Origin of the sequence: Spirosoma terrae (genome assembly GCF_010435915.1) — a bacterium.
Lineage (GTDB): Bacteria > Bacteroidota > Bacteroidia > Cytophagales > Spirosomataceae > Spirosoma > Spirosoma terrae.
Genome location: NZ_JAAFZH010000016.1, coordinates 125,862 through 150,022, shown reverse-complemented (window position 1 = coordinate 150,022; position 24,161 = coordinate 125,862). Strand labels below are relative to the sequence as shown.

Here is a 24,161-nt window from a genome sequence, read left to right as displayed (position 1 = left end):
AATTGGGCGAAACGAAAGCCCGTAGTACATATGATTCGATTCACGATTGAAGATCGCAATGGGGAGCGGCAGCAACTGGAAATCCCGGAAGGGATCAATCTAAGTCTGATGGAAGTATTAAAAGCATCAGAGTACAATATCTTGGCTACCTGTGGCGGCATGGCCCTGTGTGCGACCTGTCACGTACAGGTACTGGAAGGAGCCGACGCCCTTCCTGCTGCCCGCGATGCTGAGCTGGACATGCTCGATACGTTGCCCGATGCCTCCTTCGATAGCCGGTTAGCCTGCCAGCTCCGGGTAGACGAAACGCTGGAAGGCGGAGTTTTCAGAATCAGAGGAGATGAGGGAGTGTAGGTTTATAGTTTATAGTTTATGGTTTTCAGTTTATAGTTTATAGTTTATAGTTTTCAGTTTATAGTTTTCACGGGGCCGCCCGAGCGGTAGCTAACGCAGACTACTAGCTGACGCGTCAGCCACTGAAAACTATAAACTATAAACTATAAACTATAAACTGCCTACATCCCCTCCAGTTCCACGATCATTTCAATCTCAACGGCGTAGTTTGAGGGGAGGGCTGCCATTCCCACGGCTGAGCGGGCGTGTTTCCCCCGATCTCCCCAGATGGCAACCAATAAATCCGAACAGCCGTTGATGACCTTGGGTTGATCGGTGAAGTCGGGAGTCGAGTTGACAAACCCTGTTACTTTCACGATACGTTTAACCCGACTAAGTTCGCCCACCTCATTTTTGATCGTCGATAACAAGGAAATAGCCGTTATTCTTGCTGCTTCGTAGCCTTGCTCGAGGGTCAGCTCTTTGCCTAGTTTGCCCGTAAACGAAGAGCCATCGGCGCGGGTCGATACGTGTCCGGCCAGGAATAACAAATTACCGGACTGAAATGCTTTGACATAGTTACCCGACGATTTGCTGGGCGCGTATAGCTCAATTCCCATCTTACTGATTGTTTCTTCAAGTGTCTGGGCCTTGGTATGCGTGTTGATGATGATAGACAAGAGAGCAAGAACTACGTAGCGCATAATCGAGGAAGTTTATAAAGGGCGATTAATAGAAATAAGGATGAAGTCGTTGAATCAGGCTGTTGCGGGAACCGACAGATTTTTGGTCATGACCAGAAATTCAAGGGGCTGATTGGGTAAGCCAAAGGCAACGTCAGTAGGGAACGGCTTCGTTTCGCCAGTGGATTGATAGCCCCGACGTTGATACCAGGCGATGAGTTCGTGCCGAACAGATATGACCGTCATCGTAATTGCCGTGCATTGTTGGTCAAGGGCGACCTGTTCGGCAGCAGACAGCAATTGTTTTCCAATACCGTTTGTCTGAGCCTCCGGCGATACGGTAAGCATCCCCAGATACAACGAATTCTGTTGTTTTTCCAGATAGACACAGCCAGTCAACTGGCCATCTACTTCAAATTTCAGGATTGTGGATGCTGGATTTTGCAGCATGGTGCGAAGCCCTTCCTCGTTGATACGTATACCACCCAGAAGATCGGCTTCGGTTGTCCAGCCTTTGCGGGAGCTATCACCGCGATAAGCGCTGTTAACTAACGTATTGAGCAACGTAACATCGTCTAACGTAGCGACTGAAATGTGCGTATGATTCATCATACACAAATATATTCGGCTTCTGATAAAAAGCGTGGCTACCTGTAAAAACAGCGGCTCTGATGACGTAATGTTAAAAGAACTACGTAGCCTGCACGTTCTCTGGACTTTTTCGATACTGCGATTGGCTGACTCTTTATGGGCTTACAACCAACGATTTGGCTATAAATCGACTGAATTTTTTTGATACGTCGGTTAGCGCCAGCGTATGCTCGTTACGCAAAGACTCAAATAAGTTTGTTTGTAAGGAAACCGTCTCTTTTTTGATCGTACGTTTCCAGGTACCAACAACTCGTCCGTTTATCAGAACGATAGGAAAGAAAATACCATTTCCGGCACTGCTTACCTGGTTAAAAGCAAGTGAACCGAGCGCTGCACTACGATCTTTATAACCCACCAGATACTCATCGAAAGACGGTAGCAAATGAACGGTCCTTGATAGATCAGTTGTAACAGGGCTTTGGTTTGCCATCCAGTACGTTTGTCCATTGATTGATTCCTGCGTAAGCTGTGATTGAACGGCATCAATTCCTGATTTAGCCTCACCGACGGTCAACCCTGACCACCAGACAAAATCCTGCAAAGTGGCCGGTCCGTGGCTCATAAAATATCGTTTGGTGAGTTCCGCCAGCGCTTCGTCTTTTGCCAGGGTGGGGCTGGGTGGTACCCATTCGTCGAGCAGCGTATACGTATTCTCGCTCCCTTGTCTGACCCCGCAACAGATGAGCCCATCAAAAGCGGCCCGGCATAACAATAGATTTATCGGGATATGCTTGATCCTGGCTTGCTGAAGGGCGTCCGTTAATTCCGGGCGGGTTAATTCCCTATGTCCTTGCAGCGTCTGACTCATAACGTTATAACTTGTTGTCAGATCAGCGATGCTAATGCCAAGTTTTCGCAGATAACTCTCCGACAACCGATGAAGCCGTGGTCTGAGTAAGTCGAGTACCCAGCGAACGTCAGAAGCCGCCAGTAGATGCAACGTACCACGTAACGCCCACGTTCGAATAATGGAACGATTAGCTATTGCTGCGTCGATTGTTAAATCGGTGGCGCTGGGAAGTCGTAGGCCGACGGCCCATTTGGCGGCCAGAAAATCCTGTCCCTGCATAGCTCCAAACCAGGCAACCACATCGGTGGGATTACTAAACGTCGGTTGATGAATTGCCTGGCTGGTTAATCGATGTTGCCTAATAAAAGAATCTGTCATAGTAGGTAGTGTAAACAGGATTGAGGTCTGACCCTTGGGTCAGACCTCAATCCTGATCAGCCAATCAGTCGATAAAAGCTATAATCGGACATGGGTGCGTCGGTTAAGCCAATCGTATGACCCATGGTAATAATCTGCCCGCGATGATACGTACTATGGTTCATACAGTGCATAATAAAGTGCATTCGTGGCTGGATACCGTCAATCCAGGGCGTTGTAAACAGGACTTCTTCCTGCAACTCGGCGTCAGTAAGCGATGCTACGTAACGCGTAAACTCTTCGGACTGCTCAATAATACCCGTAAGAACATCGTCCAGCGTACCGTCAAATCCCTGCCGAAACGATGCCGGAATTGTAGTGTGACGTAGAACGGCTAACCAAAATCGCTGGCAGTCCCAGATGTGTACCAGAGTACCTTTCATACCCGGAAAACTTGATGGCAGTTCGAGTGTCATCAGCGCTGCGGGTTTGCTCGCTAACCAGTCGACTAACCGTTTGTTGGCCCATTCATTATAAGCAACATACTCACTGATCAACGTAGCCAGGGTCTGGGTTTCTTTTTCTTCGATTGCTGGTATCATGCTTGTGCCGGTTATTGGTTTACCTTACAAAATAAACCCCAACCAGTGACACCCCTATGTCAGTAGTGATGCCGAAATTTTTAAAAATCTTTTGTAGCCTGGACATCCACGTACGGGGGAATATCAAGTGTCAACTACCCGGACGTGGACGTCCAGGCTACGGGCGAACTCGTTCAGAGAAATCCCCGTTCTTTACGTGTTTAGCCACAAAATGATCGATATTTTTTAATAAAGCCATGGATCTACAACTCAAAAACAAAACCGCATTAGTGACCGGATCGACAGCTGGTATTGGGCTGGCAACGGCCAGAAAGCTGCTGGAAGAAGGAGCCAATGTAATCATTACCGGACGTAGCAACGAACGTATCCAGACGGCGATTCAGCAGTTGAAAGCCACATTGCCCGATGCGTTGGTGAGCGGGGTAGCGGTTGATTTTTCCCGTAAAAGCGACGTGGATAACGTACTGGACAAAGTGCCCGAAGTTGATATCCTTATCAACAATGCCGGTATTTTTGAGCCGAAAGCTTTTGTCGATATTCCTGACGAAGACTGGTTCCGGTTTTTTGAGGTCAACGTTATGAGCGGTGTCCGGTTGGCGCGTCATTATTTCCCACAGATGCTGGCCAAAAACTGGGGTCGTATTTTATTTGTATCAAGTGAGTCGGCTCTGCAGATTCCAGAAGAAATGATTCACTACGGCACAACCAAAACAGCCCAACTGGCCGTAGCGCGCGGTCTGGCTGAACTGACCAAAGGAACGGCGGTTACGGTTAATAGTGTATTGCCCGGCCCAACGGCGTCGGAAGGTGTGGAGGATTTTGTAAATAGCATGGCCCAGCAGCAAAACAAAACCCGCGAACAGGTTCAGCAGGAGTTTTTTCAATCGGCTCGTCCAACCTCACTTCTTCAGCGTTTTTCAAGCACCGACGAAGTCGCTACTATGATTGTGTACCTGAGCAGTCCGTTAGCTTCAGCAACCAATGGGGCCGCCATTCGGGTCGATGGTGGTGTTGTTAAAGCGATTGTGTAATATAGCTTCACGGATCTGACTAGCCCATAATTTACTTTTCGATGGGCTGGTCAGATTATTGGTGAAGAAAGTCAGTACGTCGGTGGAACGAACCGTTTCTAATCAGGCTGGGAGGGTAGCTTCTCAACTGAAGCGCTTTTACGGTTAATTCGATACGTTAATCCCAGCACCAGATTGTTTTTGCCCGAAGCCGCCTGAGGGGTGAAAACACCTTTCTCAAAAGTTGCCGGGCTGTAGTTTGTCTGGTTTACCCAGCCAACCTGAATAATCCAGTTCTTATCGACCTGATAACCAAGGCCCGCATAAAAACGATTGCGTTCAAACGTGGGACCGACCGGATTAAGAAAAACTTCGTCATAAACTGACAGGAATGCCGTCTTTTCGGTAATAGTACGTTTGTTTAACGGCATAAAGCCATTTAAGCGATAGCGAATCCGGTTGCGGAACGGATGGCTACCGTCGCGGAATGTAAACCAGCGCTGCTCGATGCGGAATCGATGCTCAAATTTCAGTCTGGACAGATATTGGTTAATAATCAGCTGTTGCCAGAGCCTGCGTTCGGTGTTTAGAGGACCGTCAGATAAGGCCTTGAAATCGTAGGTAGCGTAGTGGCCGCCTGCCAGCGTCAGGGTAAAATTGCGGTCGAGATCGTAGCTGATTCCGCCTTTCAGTTCGTTATAAAAGAACTGCTGCATAACTCCATTACTACGTGCCTGTATTTCGGCAAAACCACCCCACTTTTGAGGGCCACCGGGCATTTGAATGGTACCAATTAACCAGCTTCCCCAGGGAGTTGAGGGTGTTAACGACGTTTGTGCAAAAATACGGGTTGATTGGTAACAGAAAAGGCTGATAGCCAGAAATGAAACGAAACGAAGGCGATCCACGAATGCAGAATGATGACAATGCTGCAAAAGTAGAATGAGTTAAGAAACTATGATTCGCCGGGAATAGATCTTAACGATTTAGTAATTTATCATTAAGGTTGTTAACAATTACGTAATATTGATCTGTGTCATCTGGTTGACGAGTGTACTGGCCACGAACGGTAAACGAGTATGTCGCTCACAGACCGATGTGTTTACCGGCTACGTAGCCGGTTGTCCAGGCACTTTGGAAGTTGAACCCGCCCGTGATTCCATCTACATCGATTACTTCGCCCGCAAAGAACAACCCTGACTGCGACTTACTTTCCATCGTTTGTAGATTCAGACTACCCGACGCTATACCACCACACGTAACAAACTCGTCTTTGAATGTACTTTTGCCCGCTACCTTAAACTGACTATTTGTTAATCGTTCGATCAATCGGTTGAGTGATTTGGCGGGCAGGTCGGCCCAGCGTTGTGGTTCCTCAATACCAGATTCAGTGGCAAAAGCTGTCCATAACCGGGATGGAATCTTACACGGGTTTTGCGAAACCACCTGCTTGCGTCCGTTCTGTTGCCGAAAATCTTGCAGGAGTAGTCGTAAATCGTTTTCAGAAAGATCGGGCACCCAGTTGATACGTAGTGTAAACTGATAATGGCGGGTTGCCAGATCGCGGGCCGCCCAGGCCGATAAGCGCAGAATAGCCGGTCCACTAAAGCCCCAATGAGTCAGGAGCAGAGGGCCGCGCTGTTCCTGTTTCGTACCCACTACGTAGACTTTTGCATCCTGGACCGACACCCCGGCCAGCGATAGGAATGGACTATCTGGTACGTTGAATGTGAATAGAGAGGGAACCGGATCAATCAGGTCCTCAGCCTGATCCGGTAGCCAGCCATAGGCCGACCGTTGTGGATGGCCACCCGTAGCCACCAGAACACGATCTGCCGATAGAGTTTCGCCAGATAACAGCAGAAGTTGCCAGCGTCCGTCTTTGTGTTCTAACGTACTGACTCCGCAACTGGTCCGAACCTGAACGCCTAGTCGCTGAGCCGTTCGGAGCAGGCAGTCAACAATCGTTTCGGACGTGTTTGTACTGGGAAACATACGACCATCAGCCTCTGTTTTCAGGGGTACACCTTTGTCTTCAAACCATTCGACCGTGTTTGTGGCATCAAATTGATTGAACAACGGTCGGAGAATTTTTTCGCCACGGGGATACTGCTTCAGGAGTTGCCGATTGTCAAAACAAGCGTGGGTAACATTGCAGCGTCCACCGCCCGAAATGCGGACTTTGTTGAGAACTGTGCGATTTTTCTCCAGAATGGTGATGGTGGCCGTCGGGAATGTTTCTGCGGCAGTGATTGCGCCAAAAAATCCCGCTGCGCCACCGCCAATAATAATAATAGATAACGAAGACATGATTCTCCAACAGTGCTTTGCCGTTTGTGGTTCGTGTAAGAAAGGTCTGTATCGATAGATCGTTCAGTAAAATAAAAACAGTGTAGATTTACGCTTATGTTTTTTAAACCTCGTTTTTCGACCAAAAAATATGCGCGTCGCGGATTCCGGCTGCGGGGCAACACACTGGTGTTGCTGTTTATTTTCTTTCTGATTGGCCTGTTCCTGCATTATGGCGGCAAAACAAAACCGGTTGTTGCGTTCTGGAATGATATTCGGGAAATAATTGGAATCGGCCGGTCGCAGCCCGATCGGGAAGAGACTAATCCCTACAAAGCACCGGAGCCGCGCGAAGACGTAGCAACGGATGAAGGAACTGCCTCATCGGACGAAAGCGAAGCCAGCGATACAAAACGTGACCGTACTGCGCCGAAAAGCTCGCCAAAGAATGAGCGGTTTGATTTTGAAAAACAGGTCGATTTTTTATTGCCGGTGTCGAGAAATGCCGGGGAGCTTATTCGGCATGAAGGCTACACGCTTAGTTATCGGGACGAGTACAAAGATGCCGAATGGGTAGCTTATCCGTTGCTTGATTACGAAACTACCGGCGATGCGGATCGGAAGTATGAGCAGTTTCAACCCGATCCGGCCGTTTCGACCGGAACGGCATTACCATCCGACTATACGCGTTCGGGCTATGACCGAGGGCACCTGGCCCCGGCTGGTGATTTCAAATATTCTCAACGAATGATGAAAGAAACATTCCTGATGAGCAATATTACGCCACAGGCTCCCCAGTTTAACCGGGGAATCTGGAAAGAGCTCGAAGAACTGGTACGTACCTGGGCGGTTCGGGATAATGGCTTATACGTAATAACGGGACCTGTGCTCAAGCCGGGCCTATCGACGATTGGACGTAGCAATGAGGTGAGCGTGCCTGAAAAATTCTACAAGGTTATTTTGTATTGTAATAAGCCCGATATTCGAATGATTGGCTTTTTGCTGGAAAACGAACCCTCTACGAATTCGTTAAAGCAATTCGTGGTGCCTGTTGACCAGATTGAACAACTGACGGGCCTGGATTTCTTTCCCAAAATCCCCGACGATCTGGAGCGGAAACTGGAAAGTAAGGGCCGTGGAGAGATGGTTGACGAATGGTTTAGCTACTGATTGCGAGGTGCTGATCGAGCCAGGTCTGAAGCTCATCAGGTTGCTGCGTACCAATAATGATAACGTTTTTATGACTACGTTCGATACGTAGTCCTCTGTTTCCGGCAATATTATAGACCCACCCTTCCCAGCCAATACGAATACCGTACCCAACAAACGAATACCTGGTTAACGTAGCGGATTTGACTAAACGCCACGGAATCGTCCGCCAGGAAAATATAGGGAAAACACGATAATGGATACCCTGGACGTCAATCCGGGTATCTAACCGCCAGATGTAAATCAGTATAATGATTGACGTTAACAGAGACAGACCAAACCAGTCTCCGGGCTTCATAGGTGTTGATCTCTGCCATATACTACCTAGGCAAAACGCTACGCTAAGGCCTAGAATACCCCAAAGCCACCATTGCCGAAAGTGTTGTCGTTCCGAAAACGAGGTCATGATAGCGTCGCTTTGATGTGATAGATTGCCTAGGTTTTTTGCTTTTTCTTTTTGGCTGCCGGGAATAGAATATTGTTGAGAATCAGCCGATACCCAGCCGAGTTGGGGTGTAAATTGAGGTCTGTTGGCTCTTCGCCAATTTCGTGGCGGTAGTCTTCTGGGTCGTGGCCACCGTAGAATGTAAAGAAACCCCGTCCATAGGGACTATGAATATAACGGGCTTCCCCTACCGAACGATTCTCTGCCATGATCACTACTTCCGGCTTAATGAGGTTTTTCTTGAAAGCGGTTGTCTGGCCCATAAATCCTTTGATGACATTCTGGTGGTTCTGGGTCAGCATAGTGGGAATTGGGTCGTATTTAGCGGAGAACTGGAACAACGTAAAATAGTCGTTATGCTCGCTAAGGCCCCGCTCTTCGGGCTGGTTGTCGATATTCGAAAACTCGATCAGGTAGGGATTCGTATATACCTGAAAGTTGCGGAAAGCAAACGTCTGGCTATAATCCAGTTTATTGTTGGCTCCCTGGTCGGCCGGGTCGCCATCGTAAAAGGCATCAACAATATCAGTGTTTTGAGCTGCCAGGGCGATGTCATACGTATCGGTGGCATTACACATAGCGAACAGATAACCACCACCAAGAACAAATTCCCGAATTTTTTGCGTTACGGCCAACTTTAATTTAGGTACCTTGTTAAAACCATACTTACGGGCAATACTTTCGGCTTCCTGCTTTTGAGCAATGTACCAGGGCTGATCCTTAAAGTGAAAAAACTTGCCGTACTGGCCCGTAAAGTCTTCATGGTGCAAATGAAGCCAGTCATATTCAGGAAGTTTGCCGCTCATCACCTCATCGTCGAACACTACGTCGTAGGGTATTTCAGCGTACGACATTACCATCGTTACGGCATCGTCCCAGGGCTGCTTAGTCTTAGGAGAATAGACTGCCACTTTGGGAGGCTTCTGGAGTTTTACCGCATCCATATTGGCGTCGGCGGCTGCTATCTCTGATAAGATCTGAGCTGATTGTGCATCTGAAATAACTTCATAACTAACCCCTCTGATGACCATTTCATTGATGAATGCCTGGCTCTGAGGCATCATAAAGGAACCGCCCCGGTAGTTTAAAAGCCAGTCGATTTCCGTATCATGCGTCTTGAGAACCCAATAAGCGATGCCGTACGCTTTTAAATGATTCTTCTGGGCATCATCCATTGGAATCAGAATTTTAGAGGCCCAGACCTGGCCTGTTAGAGTCAGAAAAAGTATAAGCGGTAACAGCAGCCGTTTCATTGGTTTCTCCGTTATGAATGCTATTGGTAGTTTTGTAATAACGAAAGATAAGCAAATTTTGTGCAGGAATTTATTGGGAGTGATTGCGTGCGTAAGCATACAGAGTCCTACGGCTCTAGGAATCATTCGTTTGGCCTGGCATTCTTTCTCTTTGTAAACGATGAACTTAATTGAAAACATCCGGGAGGGGTTACAGTCAATTGCCGGGAATCGCCTGCGCACCATACTGACTTCGCTCATTATTGCTATCGGTATTACGTCGCTGGTTGGTATCCTGACGGCCATTGACGGTATTCAAAGTTCGGTTGCCAGCAGTTTTGCCGGATTAGGCGCTAATACGTTCAGCATTGTGGCCCGTGAAGATGCGTTTCGCCGGGGAGGACGCGTTGAAAAGAAAGACGAGCCCATTAAATACCAGGATGCTGTTCAGTTTAAAGAGCGTTTTCCCTATGGGGCAACCATTACGGTATCGACCGTTGCCGTTGGGGCAGCTCAGGCAAAATTCGGTTCAAAAAAAACCAACCCCAACGTAGAGTTGATAGGAGGAGATGCTGCTTATATTCCCGTAAAAGGATTTACTATTCAACAAGGGCGAAACTTTACGGATAACGACCTGCAATACGCGCTCAACGTAGCGATTATTGGTAGCGAAATCGCCAATGTGCTATTTGAAAAAAAGCTGAATCCGGTAAATCAGGTTATACGGGTGGCCGGTAAGCAGTTTAAAATAATTGGTGTTCTGGCCAAGAAAGGCGGGCTGACGGGTGGGGGAGAGGATCGGGTTGTGCTGATTCCACTAGACAACGCCCGAACATTTGCGGGATCGCAGCGACAGACGTTCAATATAACAGCCTCGGTGCCGACCGTCACGGATCAGGACGAAGTAATCGGCGAGGCTAGAGGAGTTATGCGGCAAATCCGACAGGATCGATTAGGGCAGCGTGATTCCTTTGATGTCGAACGGGCTGATGATCTGGCCAGGCAGACCGACGAAATAACGGGTTATTTACGGATGGGGGGCTTTGGAATTGGCTTTATTACCTTGTTGGGAGCCTCGATTGCGTTGCTCAATATCATGCTGGTGTCAGTTACCGAACGTACGCGGGAAATAGGCATTCGTAAATCGCTTGGTGCTACGCCCAAACGTATCCGTGAACAGTTTTTAATCGAAGCCATTGTGATCTGTATTCTGGGCGGAGTAGGAGGTATCATACTAGGGCTTGGAGTAGGAAATATTATTGCCAGCGTAGTTAGCGGAGGGACTGGTACATTCATTGTTCCCTGGCTCTGGATGTTGGTTGGTATCGTTGTTTGTGTTACTGTTGGCTTATTTGCCGGTATTTACCCGGCCGTGCGAGCGTCAAAACTTGATCCCATCGAAGCGTTACGGTATGAATAAGCGATAGATCAGCGGGTTACAAAAAAACAGTAAAAAAAGTTGCCTGCTTGTTTTGCTATTTGGGCTTTCTGACTACTTTTGCACCCACGTTTGACAAACGCAGCTCTGGAAACAGAGACGGTTCAGTCGCCGGGATGGCGGAATCGGTAGACGCGATGGTCTCAAACACCATTGTCTGCAAGGACATGCCGGTTCGAGTCCGGCTCCCGGTACCAAGTTAAGGTCGCAATTTGTTCGTATTGAGCTGATTGCGACCTTTTTTTATAGACCTCTTTCATAACGGGAAGTGATTCGTCTAGCCATTGAAGGTAGTACGTAAGATCCGTGGTATCCATTTGCATGCTTTTCCCAGGGAGAAGAAACAAATGTCTTTCCAGTTGCTTATACACAGTAAGTTACTACTCAACCCTATTTAAAACTATGAGCAAGACAAGGAAAGACCGATCAGATATTCAGATTGGTAATCTCGAAAAGAAGCACCAGTTACAGCCTGGTGTTATTCGCAACCCAGATCAGAGTGATGCCCGATCGGACAAAGAATTGGGTAGACTACAGCGCGAATTTGGTGCACAGATTACAGATGAAATGCTGGAATCGAAGACTAAGCAGACAAAGACGGGCAACAAAACGTAGCCTATTCCTAATCGAATAACTGGCAGGCTAATCAAAAGCCGTAAAAAAAGTGAAAAATAGGACGGTATGCGTTTCAGTATACACAATAAATGCGCCGAACCCACGTTTATAAATCAATAAACGTAAAAAGCCCTAATAACTATCATTGGGGCTTTTTTGTATGTATTCGGTCGGGCTCGCTACACGTTAGTACGCTACGTATTGAGCTAGTGAATTTTTTCAATCCTTACCGGTAAAACGATTTATTCGTTCGTTGTAGCTATCAAGCAAAGAATCATCCAGCGTAGCGGCCTGGCTAAGCTCAAATTTCAGGAAGTCTACCCGATCGGCTCCATGAACCATGCCTTCAAATTTTATTTCCTGGTCAACCCAGTCTGATGTTTTCTGAAGATGTATTGCCTGATCAAGAACCGCACTAACAATGACAGCTGTATGATCTGGATTTTGCGTGGTCAGCAACAGGATTCGGATCGTTGTTATAAAGTCGGTATTGGTCAAGCCCTGGGCCGGTAGGTCGGTATCTAGCCACTGGCAGACAAGCGATTCAACTAATTCTTTGTAGGGCGACGTATCAAGATCGTTAGGGGTAAGGCGTCGATTCATCAACTAAACATACTACAATTTAGTCAGACATTCCAACGTATAAAAAGAGCATTTCGTAATTGTTTTTTGCTCAACTTGCCCCTTTCATACATAGTTGTGAACGCTAATCTTTTACATCAATCAAAGGAGGTATTCAATAAGCTACGCATTCTAATTTTGGCCAAGTGGATCATAAACTAAAAGCTGAAAAGAGAATTCCGATTAGTAGAAATGCGCGTTGAGGGCATTTGCTATCAGTATGTCTGGTAGTCAGTGTGGCATGTTTACGATTGCTACGTAGTAGGCTGGCTACCACTATGGATATTGTCTACAACATATAATCAATGCAGTATCGCCAACTTGGAAATACCAACTTAACCGTATCGAGCCTGAGCTTTGGCGCATCGCCCCTAGGGAATGTGTTCAATAACGTTACGGAAACCGAGAGTACACGAGCCGTTCATACCGCCATCGACCACGGCATTAACTTCTTTGATGTAGCCCCTTTTTACGGCGATACACTGGCCGAGACTAGGTTGGGTAAAGCGCTGAAAAACAAACGTAATTCCATTCTTCTGGCCACAAAGTGCTGCCGGTATGGCAACGGTGTATTTGATTTTTCCTACGAGCGGGTTCTGCGAAGCATCGATGAATCGCTGGAGCGCTTGCAGGTCGATTATGTTGACCTATTGACCGTACACGACATTGAGTTTGGCGACCGGCAACAGGTGCTAACCGAAGCTATTCCTGCGGCACTGAAAGTCAAAGAGATGGGCAAAGCGCGCTACGTCGGTTTCTCTGGGTTGCCAGTACGGTATCTGGCGCAGATTGCCCGGCAAGTAGATGTCGATACGGTTTTATCCTGGGGGCATTATAATCTGCTGGAAGATGAAATCAATGACGAATTGGTGCCTCTTTCTATGGAGAAGGGGTTTGGACTGATGAATGCCGCTCCACTGATGCAGCGAATTTTGTCAGATGCGCCTGTTCCTTCCTGGCAGAGTTCTCCGCAGGCAGTGAAAGCTATCCAGCCAAAACTGGTAGCTCTCTGTCGTGAATATGGACTGGCGTTGAGCGACGTAGCACTGAACTTTGCGGTACAGCATCCGGTAATTGCCACCACCATCGTTGGGATGTCGGAGCAACGCCAGGTCGAACAAAATCTGCGGGCGCTTCAGATCCCTATTCCCGATGAATTGCTGCAACGTATTGAGACCTTGGTTTCTCCGGTGAAAAATCAGATGTGGTTTGAAGGAAAGCCAGAAAACAATATTCCTAAATCGAACGGTCAACATGAATAAACAACCTGCTCTGGTATTGGTAGAACCCGGGAAAACCGAAATACGTGAGATTGATATACCCGTGCCCGGCCCGCAGGATGTCTTGTTGCGGGTCAACAGGGTCGGATTTTGTGGGGGCGATCTCAACGGCTTTCGGGGGTTGTTCGAACTCCAGGAATACCCGAACGTATTGGGCCATGAGGTGGGGGCTACCGTTCTGGAAACTGGCAGCGAGGTGCCCGATCAATTTCAGCCCGGAATGCACGTTACGTTAAACCCGTATCTGAATTGTGGAACCTGCCTTTCCTGTCGCAAAGGTCGTCCGAATGCCTGTCAGGATAATAAAACGATGGGCGTGCGCCGACCGGGTGCCATGACCCAGTTCATTAGCGTTCCCTGGCAAAAGCTGCATGCTTCCTCTCAGTTATCCGTTCGTGAGTTAGCTCTGGTGGAACCATTAACGGTAGGTTTTCACGCCATAGACCGAGGACGTGTGGTAGCGGGCGAAAAAGTGGCCGTTATTGGTTGTGGCATTGTTGGCATGGGAGCCGTAGCCGCTGCGGTTCATCGGGGCGCGGAGGTGATTGCCATTGATATTGACGATACTAAAATGCGAACAGCCAGACTCGCTGGGGCTTCTCATACCATCAATACCACCACCGTCGATCTACACGAGGCCTTGCAGGCAATCACGAATGGCGACGGGCCGGATGTGATTATCGAAGCAGTTGGCAATCCGGCAACGTATCGTGCCGCCGTTGAAGAAGTTGCTTACACTGGTCGCGTTGTGTATATCGGGTACGCTAAAAAGCCGGTGGATTATAATACGGGTACGTTTGTTCGCAAGGAGATCGAAATCCTGGGCTCACGAAACTGCCTTGGTGATTTTCCTGATGTTATCAACTACCTGGAAGCCGGAAAATTCCCCGTCGATGCCGTCATCAGCCGGGAAGTGTCGCTAGCCGAAGCCGGGACTGCCCTGGCCGACTGGTCGGCGAATCCGGGGCCTATTACAAAAATCATGGTTAATCTTGATAACGAGTTTCCACAATGAAATCCTGTGTAACAATTGCCCTGGTCCCTCAGATCAAAACCGGCCCCTGGATTTACTGGGATGACTTGGAAGCCAGTCTGACGAAAGCCGCTGTGCTAGGATTCGATGCTGTAGAGTTGTTCACGGCTTCGGCGGATGCCATCGATCCAAGTCGATTGGCTAGTCTGCTCGAACAAACGGGGCTGCAACTCGCAGCAGTGGGCACCGGAGCCGGAAAGGTCATTCAGGGGCTAACACTAACCGATCCTGATCCGAAAATTCGGGCGAAAGCCATTGCCTTTATTGCCGATATGATTCAGTTCGGGGCCAACTTTGGTGCACCGGCTATTATCGGTTCCATGCAGGGAAACGTAGCACCGGGAGTAGAAAAAGAGCAGGCGCTACGTTGGCTGGCCGATGGGCTTGATATATTGGGTGAGCAAGCAGAAGCACAGGGCGTAAACCTGATTTATGAACCCCTGAACCGCTATGAAACCAATCTGATCAATGACTTGAGAACTGCAGCAGCCTTTATCGATGGATTGGCTACTCGGCATGTCGTGTTGCTGGCTGATTTGTTTCACATGAATATTGAAGAGTCTTCGCTGCCCGACAGTATCCGCTCCACCGGTTCATCTATAGGCCACGTTCACTTTGCTGATAGCAACCGACGCCCCATTGGCCTGGGTCACATTGCTATGGCTGAGGTCGCGACGGCGTTGAAAGAAATCGGTTATGCTGGCTACGTTTCGGCCGAAGCTTTCCCATTTCCTACGTCCGATCTGGCCGCTCAACAAACTATCTCATCCTTCAATACCTACTTTCGGTAAGTCGCTTGTTTACCGATCACAGGCCTCTCATTCACTAACTAACTTTACTATGCAACGATTTTGCCTGGCGCTCGACCTGAAAGATGATGCTGAATTAATCGCCGAATATGAACAGTGGCATGCCAAAGGGAAAGGCTGGCCAGAAGTGCGGCAGAATGATCTGAATGCTGGCATTCTGGATCTTCAGATTTATCGAACTGGCAACCGAATGTTTATGATTCTGGAAACGGATGATCAATTTACGTTCGAAAAGAAAAGCGAAATGGATGCCCAAAATCCTCATGTACAGGAATGGGAACGTCTGATGTGGCGATTTCAACAACCATTGCCCTGGGCTAAATCAGGTGAAAAGTGGGTGCTTATGGACCAGATTTTTCAGTTTGAAAAATGAAGGTTTATTGAGTTGTAGAAACAAGTTTAGATTAGCGCCGAAGCTGAAATTGGAATTTTGTCCCGCCATTCATGCCGCTCTGAGCGAATGAATTTGAACCTCCAGCTGCTAGAAACGTAATGCTCAATAGCAAGAAAGGGATAAGTTTGACAGGATAGTCATCGTTGTCTATGTCTTCTTGGAGAAGATGCGCCAATCAATCAGTTGTTGCTTACGTATGGCGAAACCTGCTCTTGCCACACTAAGATGACTTGCAAATGATCGCCTAATACTCCGGTGCTGGTTTATAGGCCTCAGCAGTTAAGGCCAGATAGCAGAATAATAACTGATCTATCCCCATCGATTTTTAAAGAAGCTTTTTGACCGCTACGTAGGGAAAAAGCTAGTCTGTAGTGTCGATTTGCTTTTCTGGTTTGATGCTTTCAAAGGCAACTTTTCTACGTTATCCAGTCATGTTACGTTCATATAATGACGTAGAGTTATCTAACAATACGGCTTTTATGCAAGTTGATATATCGCCAGGTTTTAAACTTTTCGGTTTACAAACTATAGCACAATAAAGAGAATAGGGATAGAAAACGGCTACCTGATCAAACGAAAGTGGGACCGTTTTTGTCGAACTTAATCTGTAAACGCTATGAAAACGAAAGTGAAAATATGGGCATTAGCAGGCATATTGTTGTCTGCATTGTGCACAGTTGATTCTGGCCGTGCCACAGCGCAGGTGCCTGCGCCCAGAAGAGTAATTGTTGTTCCTAGGGCGCCGGTAGCCCGTCAGGTATGGGTTCCCGGTCATTACGTTCGTCGGGGACGGGATTATCTCTGGGTAAATGGCTACTACCGAGCAGCACCTGTGCGGTACACTGCTTACTCGAAACCGGCCCGCTACAAAACCTGGAATCCAGGTTATTGGCGAAAAACTCATCGCGGACCAGTTTGGGTTAAAGGGTACTGGAGTTATTAGCTCCTGGATACAAAAACCGTCCCGAGTGATTCTCGGGACGGTTTTTGTATTCCAGAGGATAAGTAAGTTGGCAATACAGATACACCATTCAGATTGTTCTACCAAAAATCGTGGATAGGAGTAGTATGTTCCTGTTCGTTTACAAGCGAATACGCACTGTTCAAAAATCGATTACTTAATTTGATAGCTAACAGAATTAGGAAAATCAAGACTTGCTCAAAACCTGTTCCCACTGTTGCCGTAACTGTTCCAAGGGTATTTTCATTGAGTGGCCGTCAAAGGCGTCTGTTGGTAGATACGTTGATTTACGCCCTTCGATGAGCTCTACGTGTACTAACTGCAAACCATAATACACCTGTTTCGACACTGCATCCAGACATTCGTCTATCGATGAGTCCGCAAAGCTAAAAACTGTGTAATCTCCTCGTATATCAACTGTTGTGCAATAAATCAGCATGGGTTCCTGGTCATAAATCAGGGGCAATCAGAAAATAACTTGCCTAAGACTTTTCTATCAAGTTGGACTCTCTTATCAGTAAGCGTCACACTCTTTTTGCTACACTTTGTTTAATTCTGAGTGATTGGTCCTGACTGGATAAAGTGTTAATCTGATAAATCAGGTTAATTGTTTGCCAAATTTTACAAAAAGAATATATTTATTCGTTTTAAATAGTAATAGATTTATTTGTATATTATTTTATGGTTTATTAGTATATATATAGACGTATTATTGTTGAAAATTGTATATATTCTGTTTTGTGTTGTATTATAAAGGATAATTAATGAATTAAGTGTTGTTGATTAAATCTAATCAGTTGCTAATCACGTATTACTATTTACCAATAAATAGGAGTACTACCAGCTATCCATAGATTGGAGAGCGTCGCGCAGAAGGAAGTGACTTGGCTCCGATTTTTTAGTCCATACTACACGAAGGTTCTTATTTCTATGTTCATTATTAAACCGATTAGCGTTCAGGCTTTTTCTGGCCATTACCGACAGGCTTATAAACTGATAGAGCTTACGACTGCTTTGTGCTTTGGCGTATTCTCTACCGAACAGCGAGCCCAGCACGCAATGGAAAAACACATTATTCGCCAGCGTAAGCTTGCACTTGCCATGAGCTAATTATAGAAACAATTGAAGCCTACGGTAGCTGTGTTACGTTTATTTTGAAATCAAACCCCTGAAGACGCCATATTAAGGCATCAGTGATGGTTCCTCCCAATCAGCTTCCGTCAATTCATTGATTCGGTAATCCGTGATTTTGAACTCGTTTTTACGTGATCCCAGAATCTGTACTTCGGTGAAGGGAATCAACACGCCTTTAACTGACCGAAAATTCTCGTATTGAACAATAAGGGTTTTGCCTTCTGAGGGGGTTTCTTCCCCAATAACCCGATAGTTTTTGTCCAGAATGAGCTTAATAGGGGAGCCATCTTTGCTGTAAGACAAAACGTACCCGCCATGTTTATAGGCTTCTACTTTTCCCTGTTGGAGAACCGACATCCGTTGGCTATGCAGACCAGAAAGTCCGGCATATCGGTTTGCTTCTTTCTCCCGTAGACGGGCCTGGGTAAAAGGCGTTTTTTTGCCCTGAAGCCACGCCCATCCTTGCTGGCCTTTCCAATATTCGGCATAAGCGACCTTGCCGGAAACACGGGCTTCGCCCAGCGCACGAGGTTGTTGATAATCTGACTGATTAATCATTTGTACGCCCGCTAGTTGGGAAGTTATTTTTAGATTTCGAATAGCATCTAATGCCTTTCCACCATGCACTTTCCGTGCTTTGTCGACTAGTTCTGAGGCCGTTGGTAGATTAACAGAACGCTTTTCTGAGCTTGGACTGGCTCCCGTTTTGCCATCATATTTAGTGTAAATCCGCCCATCCAAAACGGCGATTTCTTCCCCATCTTTCGTGAAAAAGAAGCTATGAGTCTGAGTTTTTCCCGTATTATAAGTGAGTTGGAGAAGCCCCTCCTGATACGAATACGTACCGGCATCATCGGATTTACTGGTATTGCCACCGCCTATATTGTCGCCCGCAATCATGACGGTTCCCTGACGCGAGTGACTAAAATTACCTTTGCCATCGAAATGAATAACATTCTGGCTGAATGTACCAACGTAAGGTGTATTACTGCCAATGCCACCAGCGCTTGAGCCACCCTTGTATTGAAAGCTTGACGTGGGGATGGAGCCTTTCATGGAGAGGGGCAGCAGGATAAAATTGCCTCCGGAGAGATTTCCTTTTGAGGTAATCTTATAGGTCCGCTTTTTTCCATCGGTGAAGTTAAGAACGACATCACTACCGCTTACCGTGAATTTCCCTTTAACGGTTGTTTTCCAGTTTGGATCTTTCAGGTCGTTGGTAAACGTACCGTTCGGCCGAAAATAAATTGCTACGTCGTTACGTCCCATAGCCCCACCTGGCCAGGCGCTGATTTGTAATTGAACGCCAGCGTAAACTCCGTTAATAGAGTCTGCTTTGCAGGAGATAAGTAACGTGGAAAAAAGAATGAGCTGATACAGAATGCCCCAATACTTCATAGATATGGCAGTTACTGAAAACATAGTTTAGCTATATAGAGTAACTGATTTTCTGTCAAAAGCTCACCGACATTCTACCATCGTTAGCTCATTGCGATTAAAAATGCTACGTATTTAAACTTGAAAAAAGACTATTTTTAGTATGTTAACTAGTTGTCGGTGAGTGGTTTAATTTTGGTTTGGTGCGCCTTTGCCAAGGTATGCCATGAACTTCTACAAAATTTCTTTCATCGGAATGCTTGACGTAACCGACTATAAAAAAAGCGAATCCGATACGTATCAGATTCGCTTGAAAAAACATCAACAAAGTTTATCTGGCTTGGAATCTATTTGAATTTACTGGCATCCAGGCGGAAGAAGCGAACGGCATTGTTGAATAAAATGTCGCGTTTCTGGTCGAAAGAAAGGTAATCGGCATTTTCGATAACACTGATTGAGGCTTCGAATAGTTTAGGCCAGATCATGAAATCGGTACCGTAAAGGATTCGTTTGCCGAAACCCGCCTGAACCAGCCGCTTCAGATAAGCGTGAATTTCGGCCTGTGGATAGCTCCAGATAAAACCAGCCAGATCAACATAAACATAGGCATTAGCGCCCATTAGAGCGATCATTTCATCAAGCATGGGGTAGCCAGCGTGCATCACCCAGATTTTTAGCTTTGGATGGCGAGCCAGTACGTCTTCGAGTAAAAACGGCCGCCCCAGCGATGCCCGATATTTAGGCTGGGTTAAATTAGCCATGCCATTGCCACCGGTTCCCATATGAATACCGACAGGAACATTCAGTTTTTCGGCAACGGCGAAATACTGATCAAGGCTCATATCGCTGGGTGATAACCCTCGATACTGGGGGGCTACTTCGCCCATTACTTTGTAAAATCCAGAAGAAAGTGAATCGGTAAAGGCTTTCACGGTCATTTCGTCGGGCGAGCTGACGCCAATGCCGGGAATAACACGGTCGGGAGCGGCCTTTTTCCATTTGTGCAGGATTTGCGGGTCGCCATACGCGATGATGGTCATATTGAGCCGTTCCATAGTGGCCAGAACAGCTTCCTGCATTTCCTGATCACTCTTGGCCGGTTGTAACGGATCAACACACTCGCCATTAAGAAAGGCATTTACCGGCTGTCCAGGGTCGCTGCCAGGCATATCTTTCAGAAACCACGGACACATCTCAATCGAAAAGCTTGGGCTTACTCGCATGGCATGTACATGTACATCGATAATGGGTAGCGGTCTTTTGGGAGGTGTAGTTTGCGCGTATGATAGACCTGACAGAAGGAGACAGGCCAGCAGGAACGTAAAAAGTCTCATAGGTAGTTCGGGGTTAGTAGCTGATTGGGTTACGTTGATGTTGCGGTTGCAGCAGCTATTTTTTCTTTATGTCAAAAGTACATAAAGGTTGGTGAAATTAACAGGATTGCTGATTTTTTTGATACGTGTACAGAGCCGTTACGTTACGTATGCGTTTACTATTGATCTGATGCAAAAAGAAAAAAAGTATCATAGATCGATTTACCTTTTGCTAAACAATTCTATTAACATACAAAGGTCGGTTAGCAGAGGTAGTTTGTTACGAGATTACAGCCTAACTTCGGGCATTCACCTAGTTTATGTCTATTCGACCTCTACCCATATTTGGATCAGATCAGGAATTATATGATGCGTTGAAGAGTCGTAATGAGAAAGCGTATGAACGTTTATATGCCGACTCGTTTGCCTCTTTTAAACATTGGGTTCTTTTGAATAATGGATCAGAAATGGATGCTGAAGATGCGTTCCAGAAAGGATTGATGGGTTTTCTGCTGAATCTGGAAACTGGAAAGTATCAGCTTCAGGAAAATACCCGGGTCTCAACGGTTGTTTTTGAGTACTGCAAACGTGCGTGGTTTACTGAACTGAAATCGGCGCGACTGCAGAAACGTAGTGTTATGCCCGAAATGATCAACGAAGTCGACTCGGCCGACGTCGCGAGCGATCTGGAGCGGTTAGAGATCGTTGAAGCAGTACGACAGTCGCTTGATCAGCTGAAAGGCGAATGTAAGAAAATTCTGGAATGGTTTTATGTCGATGAACTGTCGTTACGTGATATTGCTGACCTGCTTAGTATGAAAGAATCGTCGGTTAAATCAAGGCGGTATCAGTGCGCCGAAAAATTAAAAACGTTTTATCTGCAAACGGCGAATCGATTAGGACTATGAATCTTTCAGAAGAGCAATACGAATTAATAGAAGCGTATCTTGCTGGCGATTTGTCAGAAACAGATAGAGCTTTGCTTGAAAGCGAAATGCAGGCCGATGCTGCCTTGCAGGCCGAAGTGAATCGCCAGCGCGACATCCGGTTGGGATTACGTGCGTTAGCTATTGAAAAAGTGCTGAAGAAGGCTCAGGGAAACTATAAAACGTCGTTAGTAACTGCCACGCCCGAACCAGTATCGACTCCAGTGGTACGTCCGTTAGTAAACTGGCGATACTGGGTAGCGGCTGCGTCGGTTGTGGCCGTATTGGGAATCGGTTATTATGCCTACCAGCAAACGGCGATCAAGGCGGCAGAGGTGGCCTACGCCGAAAGCTTTACGCCCGATTCGGACGATGACCTGCTGAAAGATTTCCCGACCGACGCTAGTGTCGATGTCCGTCAGCAGTTTCTGGATGCGTTTACCAAGTACAAGGCCGGGAAGTATGATCAGGTAATCGATAAGGTTAAAACATTGCCTGACGATAAGAAAACCGTTCACTACAAAAATTACTTTTTAGGTTTAAGTTACCTGGCCAATCAGCAACCCACCGATGCCATTCCGCTGCTGCAACGGGCCCAGGCTTCTTCCTCCATACAGCTTCAGCAAAAGTCGGAATGGTTTCTGGCACTGGCTTACGTCAAAAATCAGGAAAAAGAAAAAGCCCTGCCGATCCTGAAACGTATCAGTACCGACAAGGCTAATCCATTTGCTTCGCTGGCAGAACGGGTACTACAGAAAATCAAGTAGTATTATTGATTGTATAACGTTTGCACTTCGCTGGCAGAAAGCGATCGGCGGTAGATACGTATTTCGTCCATAGCTCCATTGAAGTATTGAGGGTAGTTCAAAAGCTGAGCGCCAAATCGTAAATCTCCGCCTGGGCATTGGTCAATAGTGCTGGCCGGCAACTCATTGGTAGAGTAACGAAGAGCCCCATCGATATACATCCGGGCCGATCGCCCGGCGTACGTGAAAACAATGTGATGCCACGTAAGGTCCATAGGTATACTGGTCGAAAACGTTTGCCAGCCAACAACGGGTTGACAGTTACTGTTTTGCTTAATATCTGTTGAAATAGTCATTTCAGGATCTCTGTTGCCGCTAACTGTCGTTGGGCTCATGGTTGAGCTATACATTTCGTTTTGGCTGTCGGCAAAATTCGATTTATTGTAAATCTGCATTTTCTCTTCTACAATACCTGGTTTTACCCAAAGGCTAATGGAAAGGGCATCGGGCCTGAGGCTTGCATTATCTGACAGATAGATGTAATTGCTCTTCCCATTAAAGAGTATAGCTGAATTTAATACACCTCGTCGGTCTGCTGTAAATCCTGGGCCACCAGCTCCATTAGCGTGGTTGCTGTTGCCACTAACATCTAAAAGAGAGCCATTCGTAAATGGTAAATAAGCGACCAAACCCTCAGCCAGGGGGTCTGCCTGCGTTTTAAAGGATACTGTGTCGCCGTAAACGATCTCTCCGGATGCGAGTTTGGCATAGGGTCGGCAGTAGTACGTAGTGTTTGGAAGCAAGTTCGTTAGATTAACCGCCGTGTTGCCACCAGCACTCGCATTGCCGACCGTAACGCCAGGGCCAGAGTTATCTATCGTAGGCGGGTTTGAGGTCGATGAGTAAAGCACGCCATACGAAGCGGCTGCGGGATTGCCAGCGTTATTTACGACAAAATTGATTGTTGCCGTCGATACCCCAGCCGTCGGATTACCCGTAACCGAGACTGAGGGGAAAATTCCCGTACGAAACGACTGAACATTGCTGGTTCCTGTTTTCGTAGCAGCGTTGGTCGCAAAACTTAGAACGTAGTAAACCGTATTGGCCTCAAGACCAGTTAACGAAAAGGGCACTGATGTGTTTATTGCCAAAGAGCCCGAAATGGGAATCGTTGGGTCGACACCGGGCGTTGGCGGGTTGGTTTTTGAATAGCAGATGCCATATTGTGTAATGGTGGCGTTTCCATTTGACGTAATGGCCATCTGTATTTTGGCCGTTCCTGTTGTTAAGTCAGTTGCAGGCTGTAGCGTAACTGTTGGCGCTACAGCATTACTGACGTTAACCTCTCTGATAAGGGTAATAGGCTGATTGCAGGTATTAGTCAGCGTTACTTTAACCGTATACGTACCAGGAGCTGGATAAGTGTAGCTAACTGTCATACCTGTGGTTGCAGTGCTGCTGCCATTACCGAAATCCCAGGAAATCTGATCGATTGTACCAGTAGTATTTGTAATTGAAAAATCGACTTTTTGTTGCTGAATCTGTACGGCAAGATTGCCAGAAGGAGTTATACACTCACGTTTTGTTTTTTTGTTGGGTAGTTCCCACGGGTCGCAGGCCCATAAGCTAATGCCAGCCAGAGCGATTAGAATAAAACTGATTAAATATGATACGTTACTTGTATTCATGATAAAAGCTGGCCTTGTGCAATCCTATTTTTCGTTTGGCGTCTTTAGTGGCCTTTATTCTCGCACTGTTGATAAAGACCACGATCGGCAATGACGCCGGTTGCTGGAGGACCAACCAATTGGCTAATGTGACGGCTCATTACATAGAAGCAGTACAAACGGCTGTTCTAACGACTACGATACCTGCCCCTATATTTAGCCCTGCCGATACTGACACGTATCAGC

General features: G+C 46.8%; 25 protein-coding genes and 1 tRNA gene. 14 read left to right on the top strand and 12 right to left on the bottom strand.

What is annotated here, in order from left to right:
- The first annotated feature begins 30 nt into the window (after positions 1-30).
- A complete protein-coding gene (locus GK108_RS25850; protein ID WP_163954473.1) occupies positions 31-354 on the top strand; it encodes a 2Fe-2S iron-sulfur cluster-binding protein in 324 nt (107 codons plus the stop codon).
- A 161-nt stretch (positions 355-515) separates the two neighbouring features.
- On the opposite strand, the gene GK108_RS25845 is transcribed toward GK108_RS25850, so the two are convergent.
- From GK108_RS25845 to GK108_RS25830, 4 genes are all read right to left on the bottom strand, one after another.
- Positions 516-1,037: a RidA family protein gene (locus tag GK108_RS25845; RefSeq protein ID WP_163954472.1), complete on the bottom strand. Its 522-nt coding sequence runs from the start codon at positions 1,035-1,037 to the stop codon at positions 516-518.
- A gap of 54 nt (positions 1,038-1,091) precedes the next feature.
- Complete coding sequence (locus GK108_RS25840; protein WP_163954471.1) at positions 1,092-1,628, bottom strand: GNAT family N-acetyltransferase; 537 nt, start codon at positions 1,626-1,628, stop codon at positions 1,092-1,094.
- Positions 1,629-1,761: 133 nt separating this feature from the next.
- On the bottom strand, positions 1,762-2,835 hold the full coding sequence (locus GK108_RS25835; protein WP_163954470.1) for a winged helix DNA-binding domain-containing protein: 1,074 nt from the start codon (positions 2,833-2,835) through the stop codon (positions 1,762-1,764).
- 56 nt (positions 2,836-2,891) lie between these two features.
- Positions 2,892-3,416 (bottom strand): DinB family protein, encoded by a 525-nt coding sequence (locus tag GK108_RS25830; protein WP_163954469.1) that lies wholly within the window; start codon positions 3,414-3,416, stop codon positions 2,892-2,894.
- Between the two features lie 236 nt (positions 3,417-3,652).
- Here GK108_RS25830 and GK108_RS25825 point away from each other — a divergent pair, with 236 nt between their 5' ends.
- The gene (locus tag GK108_RS25825) at positions 3,653-4,447 is read left to right on the top strand and encodes an SDR family NAD(P)-dependent oxidoreductase (RefSeq protein ID WP_163954468.1); all 795 of its coding nucleotides are present in this window, start codon (positions 3,653-3,655) and stop codon (positions 4,445-4,447) included.
- 98 nt (positions 4,448-4,545) lie between these two features.
- Here the strand turns inward: GK108_RS25825 and GK108_RS25820 are convergent, their stop codons facing one another.
- Positions 4,546-5,334, bottom strand: a complete 789-nt coding sequence (locus tag GK108_RS25820) for a DUF2490 domain-containing protein (RefSeq protein ID WP_317166578.1) — start codon at positions 5,332-5,334, stop codon at positions 4,546-4,548.
- Between the two features lie 178 nt (positions 5,335-5,512).
- A complete protein-coding gene (locus tag GK108_RS25815; RefSeq protein WP_163954467.1) occupies positions 5,513-6,736 on the bottom strand; it encodes a BaiN/RdsA family NAD(P)/FAD-dependent oxidoreductase in 1,224 nt (407 codons plus the stop codon).
- 96 nt (positions 6,737-6,832) lie between these two features.
- On the opposite strand from GK108_RS25815, the gene GK108_RS25810 reads away from it, so the two are divergent.
- Positions 6,833-7,885 carry a DNA/RNA non-specific endonuclease gene (locus GK108_RS25810; protein WP_163954466.1) on the top strand — a complete coding sequence of 351 codons (1,053 nt, stop codon included), beginning with the start codon at positions 6,833-6,835 and terminating at the stop codon, positions 7,883-7,885.
- Here the strand turns inward: GK108_RS25810 and GK108_RS25805 are convergent.
- Together GK108_RS25805 and GK108_RS25800 are read right to left on the bottom strand one after the other, a co-directional pair.
- Complete coding sequence (locus GK108_RS25805) at positions 7,875-8,222, bottom strand: hypothetical protein (protein ID WP_163954465.1); 348 nt, start codon at positions 8,220-8,222, stop codon at positions 7,875-7,877. The genes GK108_RS25810 and GK108_RS25805 overlap by 11 nt on opposite strands.
- A gap of 137 nt (positions 8,223-8,359) precedes the next feature.
- On the bottom strand, positions 8,360-9,622 hold the full coding sequence (locus GK108_RS25800) for an asparagine synthetase B (RefSeq protein WP_163954464.1): 1,263 nt from the start codon (positions 9,620-9,622) through the stop codon (positions 8,360-8,362).
- 160 nt (positions 9,623-9,782) lie between these two features.
- Here GK108_RS25800 and GK108_RS25795 point away from each other — a divergent pair, with 160 nt between their 5' ends.
- From GK108_RS25795 to GK108_RS25785, 3 genes are all read left to right on the top strand, one after another.
- Positions 9,783-11,021: an ABC transporter permease gene (locus tag GK108_RS25795; RefSeq protein ID WP_163954463.1), complete on the top strand. Its 1,239-nt coding sequence runs from the start codon at positions 9,783-9,785 to the stop codon at positions 11,019-11,021.
- A gap of 128 nt (positions 11,022-11,149) precedes the next feature.
- Positions 11,150-11,236, top strand: a tRNA-Leu gene (locus GK108_RS25790).
- Positions 11,237-11,441: 205 nt separating this feature from the next.
- Entirely contained in the window at positions 11,442-11,654 is a 213-nt protein-coding gene (locus GK108_RS25785; RefSeq protein WP_163954462.1) for a hypothetical protein, read from the top strand.
- Positions 11,655-11,873: 219 nt separating this feature from the next.
- On the opposite strand, the gene GK108_RS25780 is transcribed toward GK108_RS25785, so the two are convergent.
- A complete protein-coding gene (locus GK108_RS25780) occupies positions 11,874-12,257 on the bottom strand; it encodes a hypothetical protein (RefSeq protein ID WP_163954461.1) in 384 nt (127 codons plus the stop codon).
- 323 nt (positions 12,258-12,580) lie between these two features.
- On the opposite strand from GK108_RS25780, the gene GK108_RS25775 reads away from it, so the two are divergent.
- The 6 genes from GK108_RS25775 to GK108_RS25750 all read left to right on the top strand — a co-directional run bounded on the left by GK108_RS25775 (position 12,581) and on the right by GK108_RS25750 (position 17,862).
- The gene (locus GK108_RS25775; protein WP_163954460.1) at positions 12,581-13,537 is read left to right on the top strand and encodes an aldo/keto reductase; all 957 of its coding nucleotides are present in this window, start codon (positions 12,581-12,583) and stop codon (positions 13,535-13,537) included.
- Entirely contained in the window at positions 13,530-14,570 is a 1,041-nt protein-coding gene (locus GK108_RS25770; RefSeq protein WP_163954459.1) for a zinc-binding alcohol dehydrogenase family protein, read from the top strand. The genes GK108_RS25775 and GK108_RS25770 overlap by 8 nt, the downstream gene beginning before the upstream one ends.
- The gene (locus GK108_RS25765; protein WP_163954458.1) at positions 14,567-15,379 is read left to right on the top strand and encodes a sugar phosphate isomerase/epimerase family protein; all 813 of its coding nucleotides are present in this window, start codon (positions 14,567-14,569) and stop codon (positions 15,377-15,379) included. The genes GK108_RS25770 and GK108_RS25765 overlap by 4 nt, the downstream gene beginning before the upstream one ends.
- A gap of 49 nt (positions 15,380-15,428) precedes the next feature.
- A complete protein-coding gene (locus GK108_RS25760; RefSeq protein WP_163954457.1) occupies positions 15,429-15,770 on the top strand; it encodes an L-rhamnose mutarotase in 342 nt (113 codons plus the stop codon).
- Between the two features lie 637 nt (positions 15,771-16,407).
- Positions 16,408-16,734, top strand: a complete 327-nt coding sequence (locus GK108_RS25755; protein ID WP_163954507.1) for a YXWGXW repeat-containing protein — start codon at positions 16,408-16,410, stop codon at positions 16,732-16,734.
- Between the two features lie 948 nt (positions 16,735-17,682).
- The gene (locus tag GK108_RS25750; protein ID WP_163954456.1) at positions 17,683-17,862 is read left to right on the top strand and encodes a hypothetical protein; all 180 of its coding nucleotides are present in this window, start codon (positions 17,683-17,685) and stop codon (positions 17,860-17,862) included.
- Between the two features lie 72 nt (positions 17,863-17,934).
- Here GK108_RS25750 and GK108_RS25745 read toward each other — a convergent pair whose 3' ends face one another.
- Positions 17,935-19,284 (bottom strand): hypothetical protein, encoded by a 1,350-nt coding sequence (locus GK108_RS25745; protein ID WP_163954455.1) that lies wholly within the window; start codon positions 19,282-19,284, stop codon positions 17,935-17,937.
- A 326-nt stretch (positions 19,285-19,610) separates the two neighbouring features.
- Positions 19,611-20,597, bottom strand: a complete 987-nt coding sequence (locus GK108_RS25740) for an amidohydrolase family protein (RefSeq protein ID WP_163954454.1) — start codon at positions 20,595-20,597, stop codon at positions 19,611-19,613.
- Between the two features lie 299 nt (positions 20,598-20,896).
- Here GK108_RS25740 and GK108_RS25735 point away from each other — a divergent pair, with 299 nt between their 5' ends.
- Positions 20,897-21,484 (top strand): RNA polymerase sigma factor, encoded by a 588-nt coding sequence (locus GK108_RS25735; RefSeq protein WP_163954453.1) that lies wholly within the window; start codon positions 20,897-20,899, stop codon positions 21,482-21,484.
- Complete coding sequence (locus tag GK108_RS25730) at positions 21,481-22,269, top strand: hypothetical protein (protein ID WP_163954452.1); 789 nt, start codon at positions 21,481-21,483, stop codon at positions 22,267-22,269. Before GK108_RS25735 ends, GK108_RS25730 begins: the two co-directional genes overlap by 4 nt.
- A gap of 2 nt (positions 22,270-22,271) precedes the next feature.
- Here the strand turns inward: GK108_RS25730 and GK108_RS25725 are convergent, their stop codons facing one another.
- Positions 22,272-23,936: a LamG-like jellyroll fold domain-containing protein gene (locus tag GK108_RS25725; protein WP_163954451.1), complete on the bottom strand. Its 1,665-nt coding sequence runs from the start codon at positions 23,934-23,936 to the stop codon at positions 22,272-22,274.
- Positions 23,937-24,161: the final 225 nt, after the last annotated feature.

Bases quoted from the DNA above. Each gene is read 5' to 3' on its own strand.
- GK108_RS25830 (WP_163954469.1), bottom strand. From the start codon at position 3,416: ATGATACCAGCAATCGAAGAAAAAGAAACCCAGACCCTGGCTACGTTG.
- GK108_RS25785 (WP_163954462.1), top strand. From the start codon at position 11,442: ATGAGCAAGACAAGGAAAGACCGATCAGATATTCAGATTGGTAATCTC.
- GK108_RS25740 (WP_163954454.1), bottom strand. From the start codon at position 20,597: ATGAGACTTTTTACGTTCCTGCTGGCCTGTCTCCTTCTGTCAGGTCTA.
- GK108_RS25815 (WP_163954467.1), bottom strand. From the start codon at position 6,736: ATGTCTTCGTTATCTATTATTATTATTGGCGGTGGCGCAGCGGGATTT.
- GK108_RS25775 (WP_163954460.1), top strand. From the start codon at position 12,581: ATGCAGTATCGCCAACTTGGAAATACCAACTTAACCGTATCGAGCCTG.
- GK108_RS25825 (WP_163954468.1), top strand. From the start codon at position 3,653: ATGGATCTACAACTCAAAAACAAAACCGCATTAGTGACCGGATCGACA.
- GK108_RS25845 (WP_163954472.1), bottom strand. From the start codon at position 1,037: ATGCGCTACGTAGTTCTTGCTCTCTTGTCTATCATCATCAACACGCAT.
- GK108_RS25755 (WP_163954507.1), top strand. From the start codon at position 16,408: ATGAAAACGAAAGTGAAAATATGGGCATTAGCAGGCATATTGTTGTCT.
- GK108_RS25810 (WP_163954466.1), top strand. From the start codon at position 6,833: ATGTTTTTTAAACCTCGTTTTTCGACCAAAAAATATGCGCGTCGCGGA.
- GK108_RS25805 (WP_163954465.1), bottom strand. From the start codon at position 8,222: ATGAAGCCCGGAGACTGGTTTGGTCTGTCTCTGTTAACGTCAATCATT.
- GK108_RS25745 (WP_163954455.1), bottom strand. From the start codon at position 19,284: ATGAAGTATTGGGGCATTCTGTATCAGCTCATTCTTTTTTCCACGTTA.
- GK108_RS25750 (WP_163954456.1), top strand. From the start codon at position 17,683: ATGTTCATTATTAAACCGATTAGCGTTCAGGCTTTTTCTGGCCATTAC.
- GK108_RS25730 (WP_163954452.1), top strand. From the start codon at position 21,481: ATGAATCTTTCAGAAGAGCAATACGAATTAATAGAAGCGTATCTTGCT.
- GK108_RS25800 (WP_163954464.1), bottom strand. From the start codon at position 9,622: ATGAAACGGCTGCTGTTACCGCTTATACTTTTTCTGACTCTAACAGGC.
- GK108_RS25840 (WP_163954471.1), bottom strand. From the start codon at position 1,628: ATGATGAATCATACGCACATTTCAGTCGCTACGTTAGACGATGTTACG.
- GK108_RS25795 (WP_163954463.1), top strand. From the start codon at position 9,783: ATGAACTTAATTGAAAACATCCGGGAGGGGTTACAGTCAATTGCCGGG.
- GK108_RS25760 (WP_163954457.1), top strand. From the start codon at position 15,429: ATGCAACGATTTTGCCTGGCGCTCGACCTGAAAGATGATGCTGAATTA.
- GK108_RS25765 (WP_163954458.1), top strand. From the start codon at position 14,567: ATGAAATCCTGTGTAACAATTGCCCTGGTCCCTCAGATCAAAACCGGC.
- GK108_RS25725 (WP_163954451.1), bottom strand. From the start codon at position 23,936: ATGAATACAAGTAACGTATCATATTTAATCAGTTTTATTCTAATCGCT.
- GK108_RS25770 (WP_163954459.1), top strand. From the start codon at position 13,530: ATGAATAAACAACCTGCTCTGGTATTGGTAGAACCCGGGAAAACCGAA.
- GK108_RS25835 (WP_163954470.1), bottom strand. From the start codon at position 2,835: ATGACAGATTCTTTTATTAGGCAACATCGATTAACCAGCCAGGCAATT.
- GK108_RS25850 (WP_163954473.1), top strand. From the start codon at position 31: ATGATTCGATTCACGATTGAAGATCGCAATGGGGAGCGGCAGCAACTG.
- GK108_RS25735 (WP_163954453.1), top strand. From the start codon at position 20,897: ATGTCTATTCGACCTCTACCCATATTTGGATCAGATCAGGAATTATAT.
- GK108_RS25780 (WP_163954461.1), bottom strand. From the start codon at position 12,257: ATGAATCGACGCCTTACCCCTAACGATCTTGATACGTCGCCCTACAAA.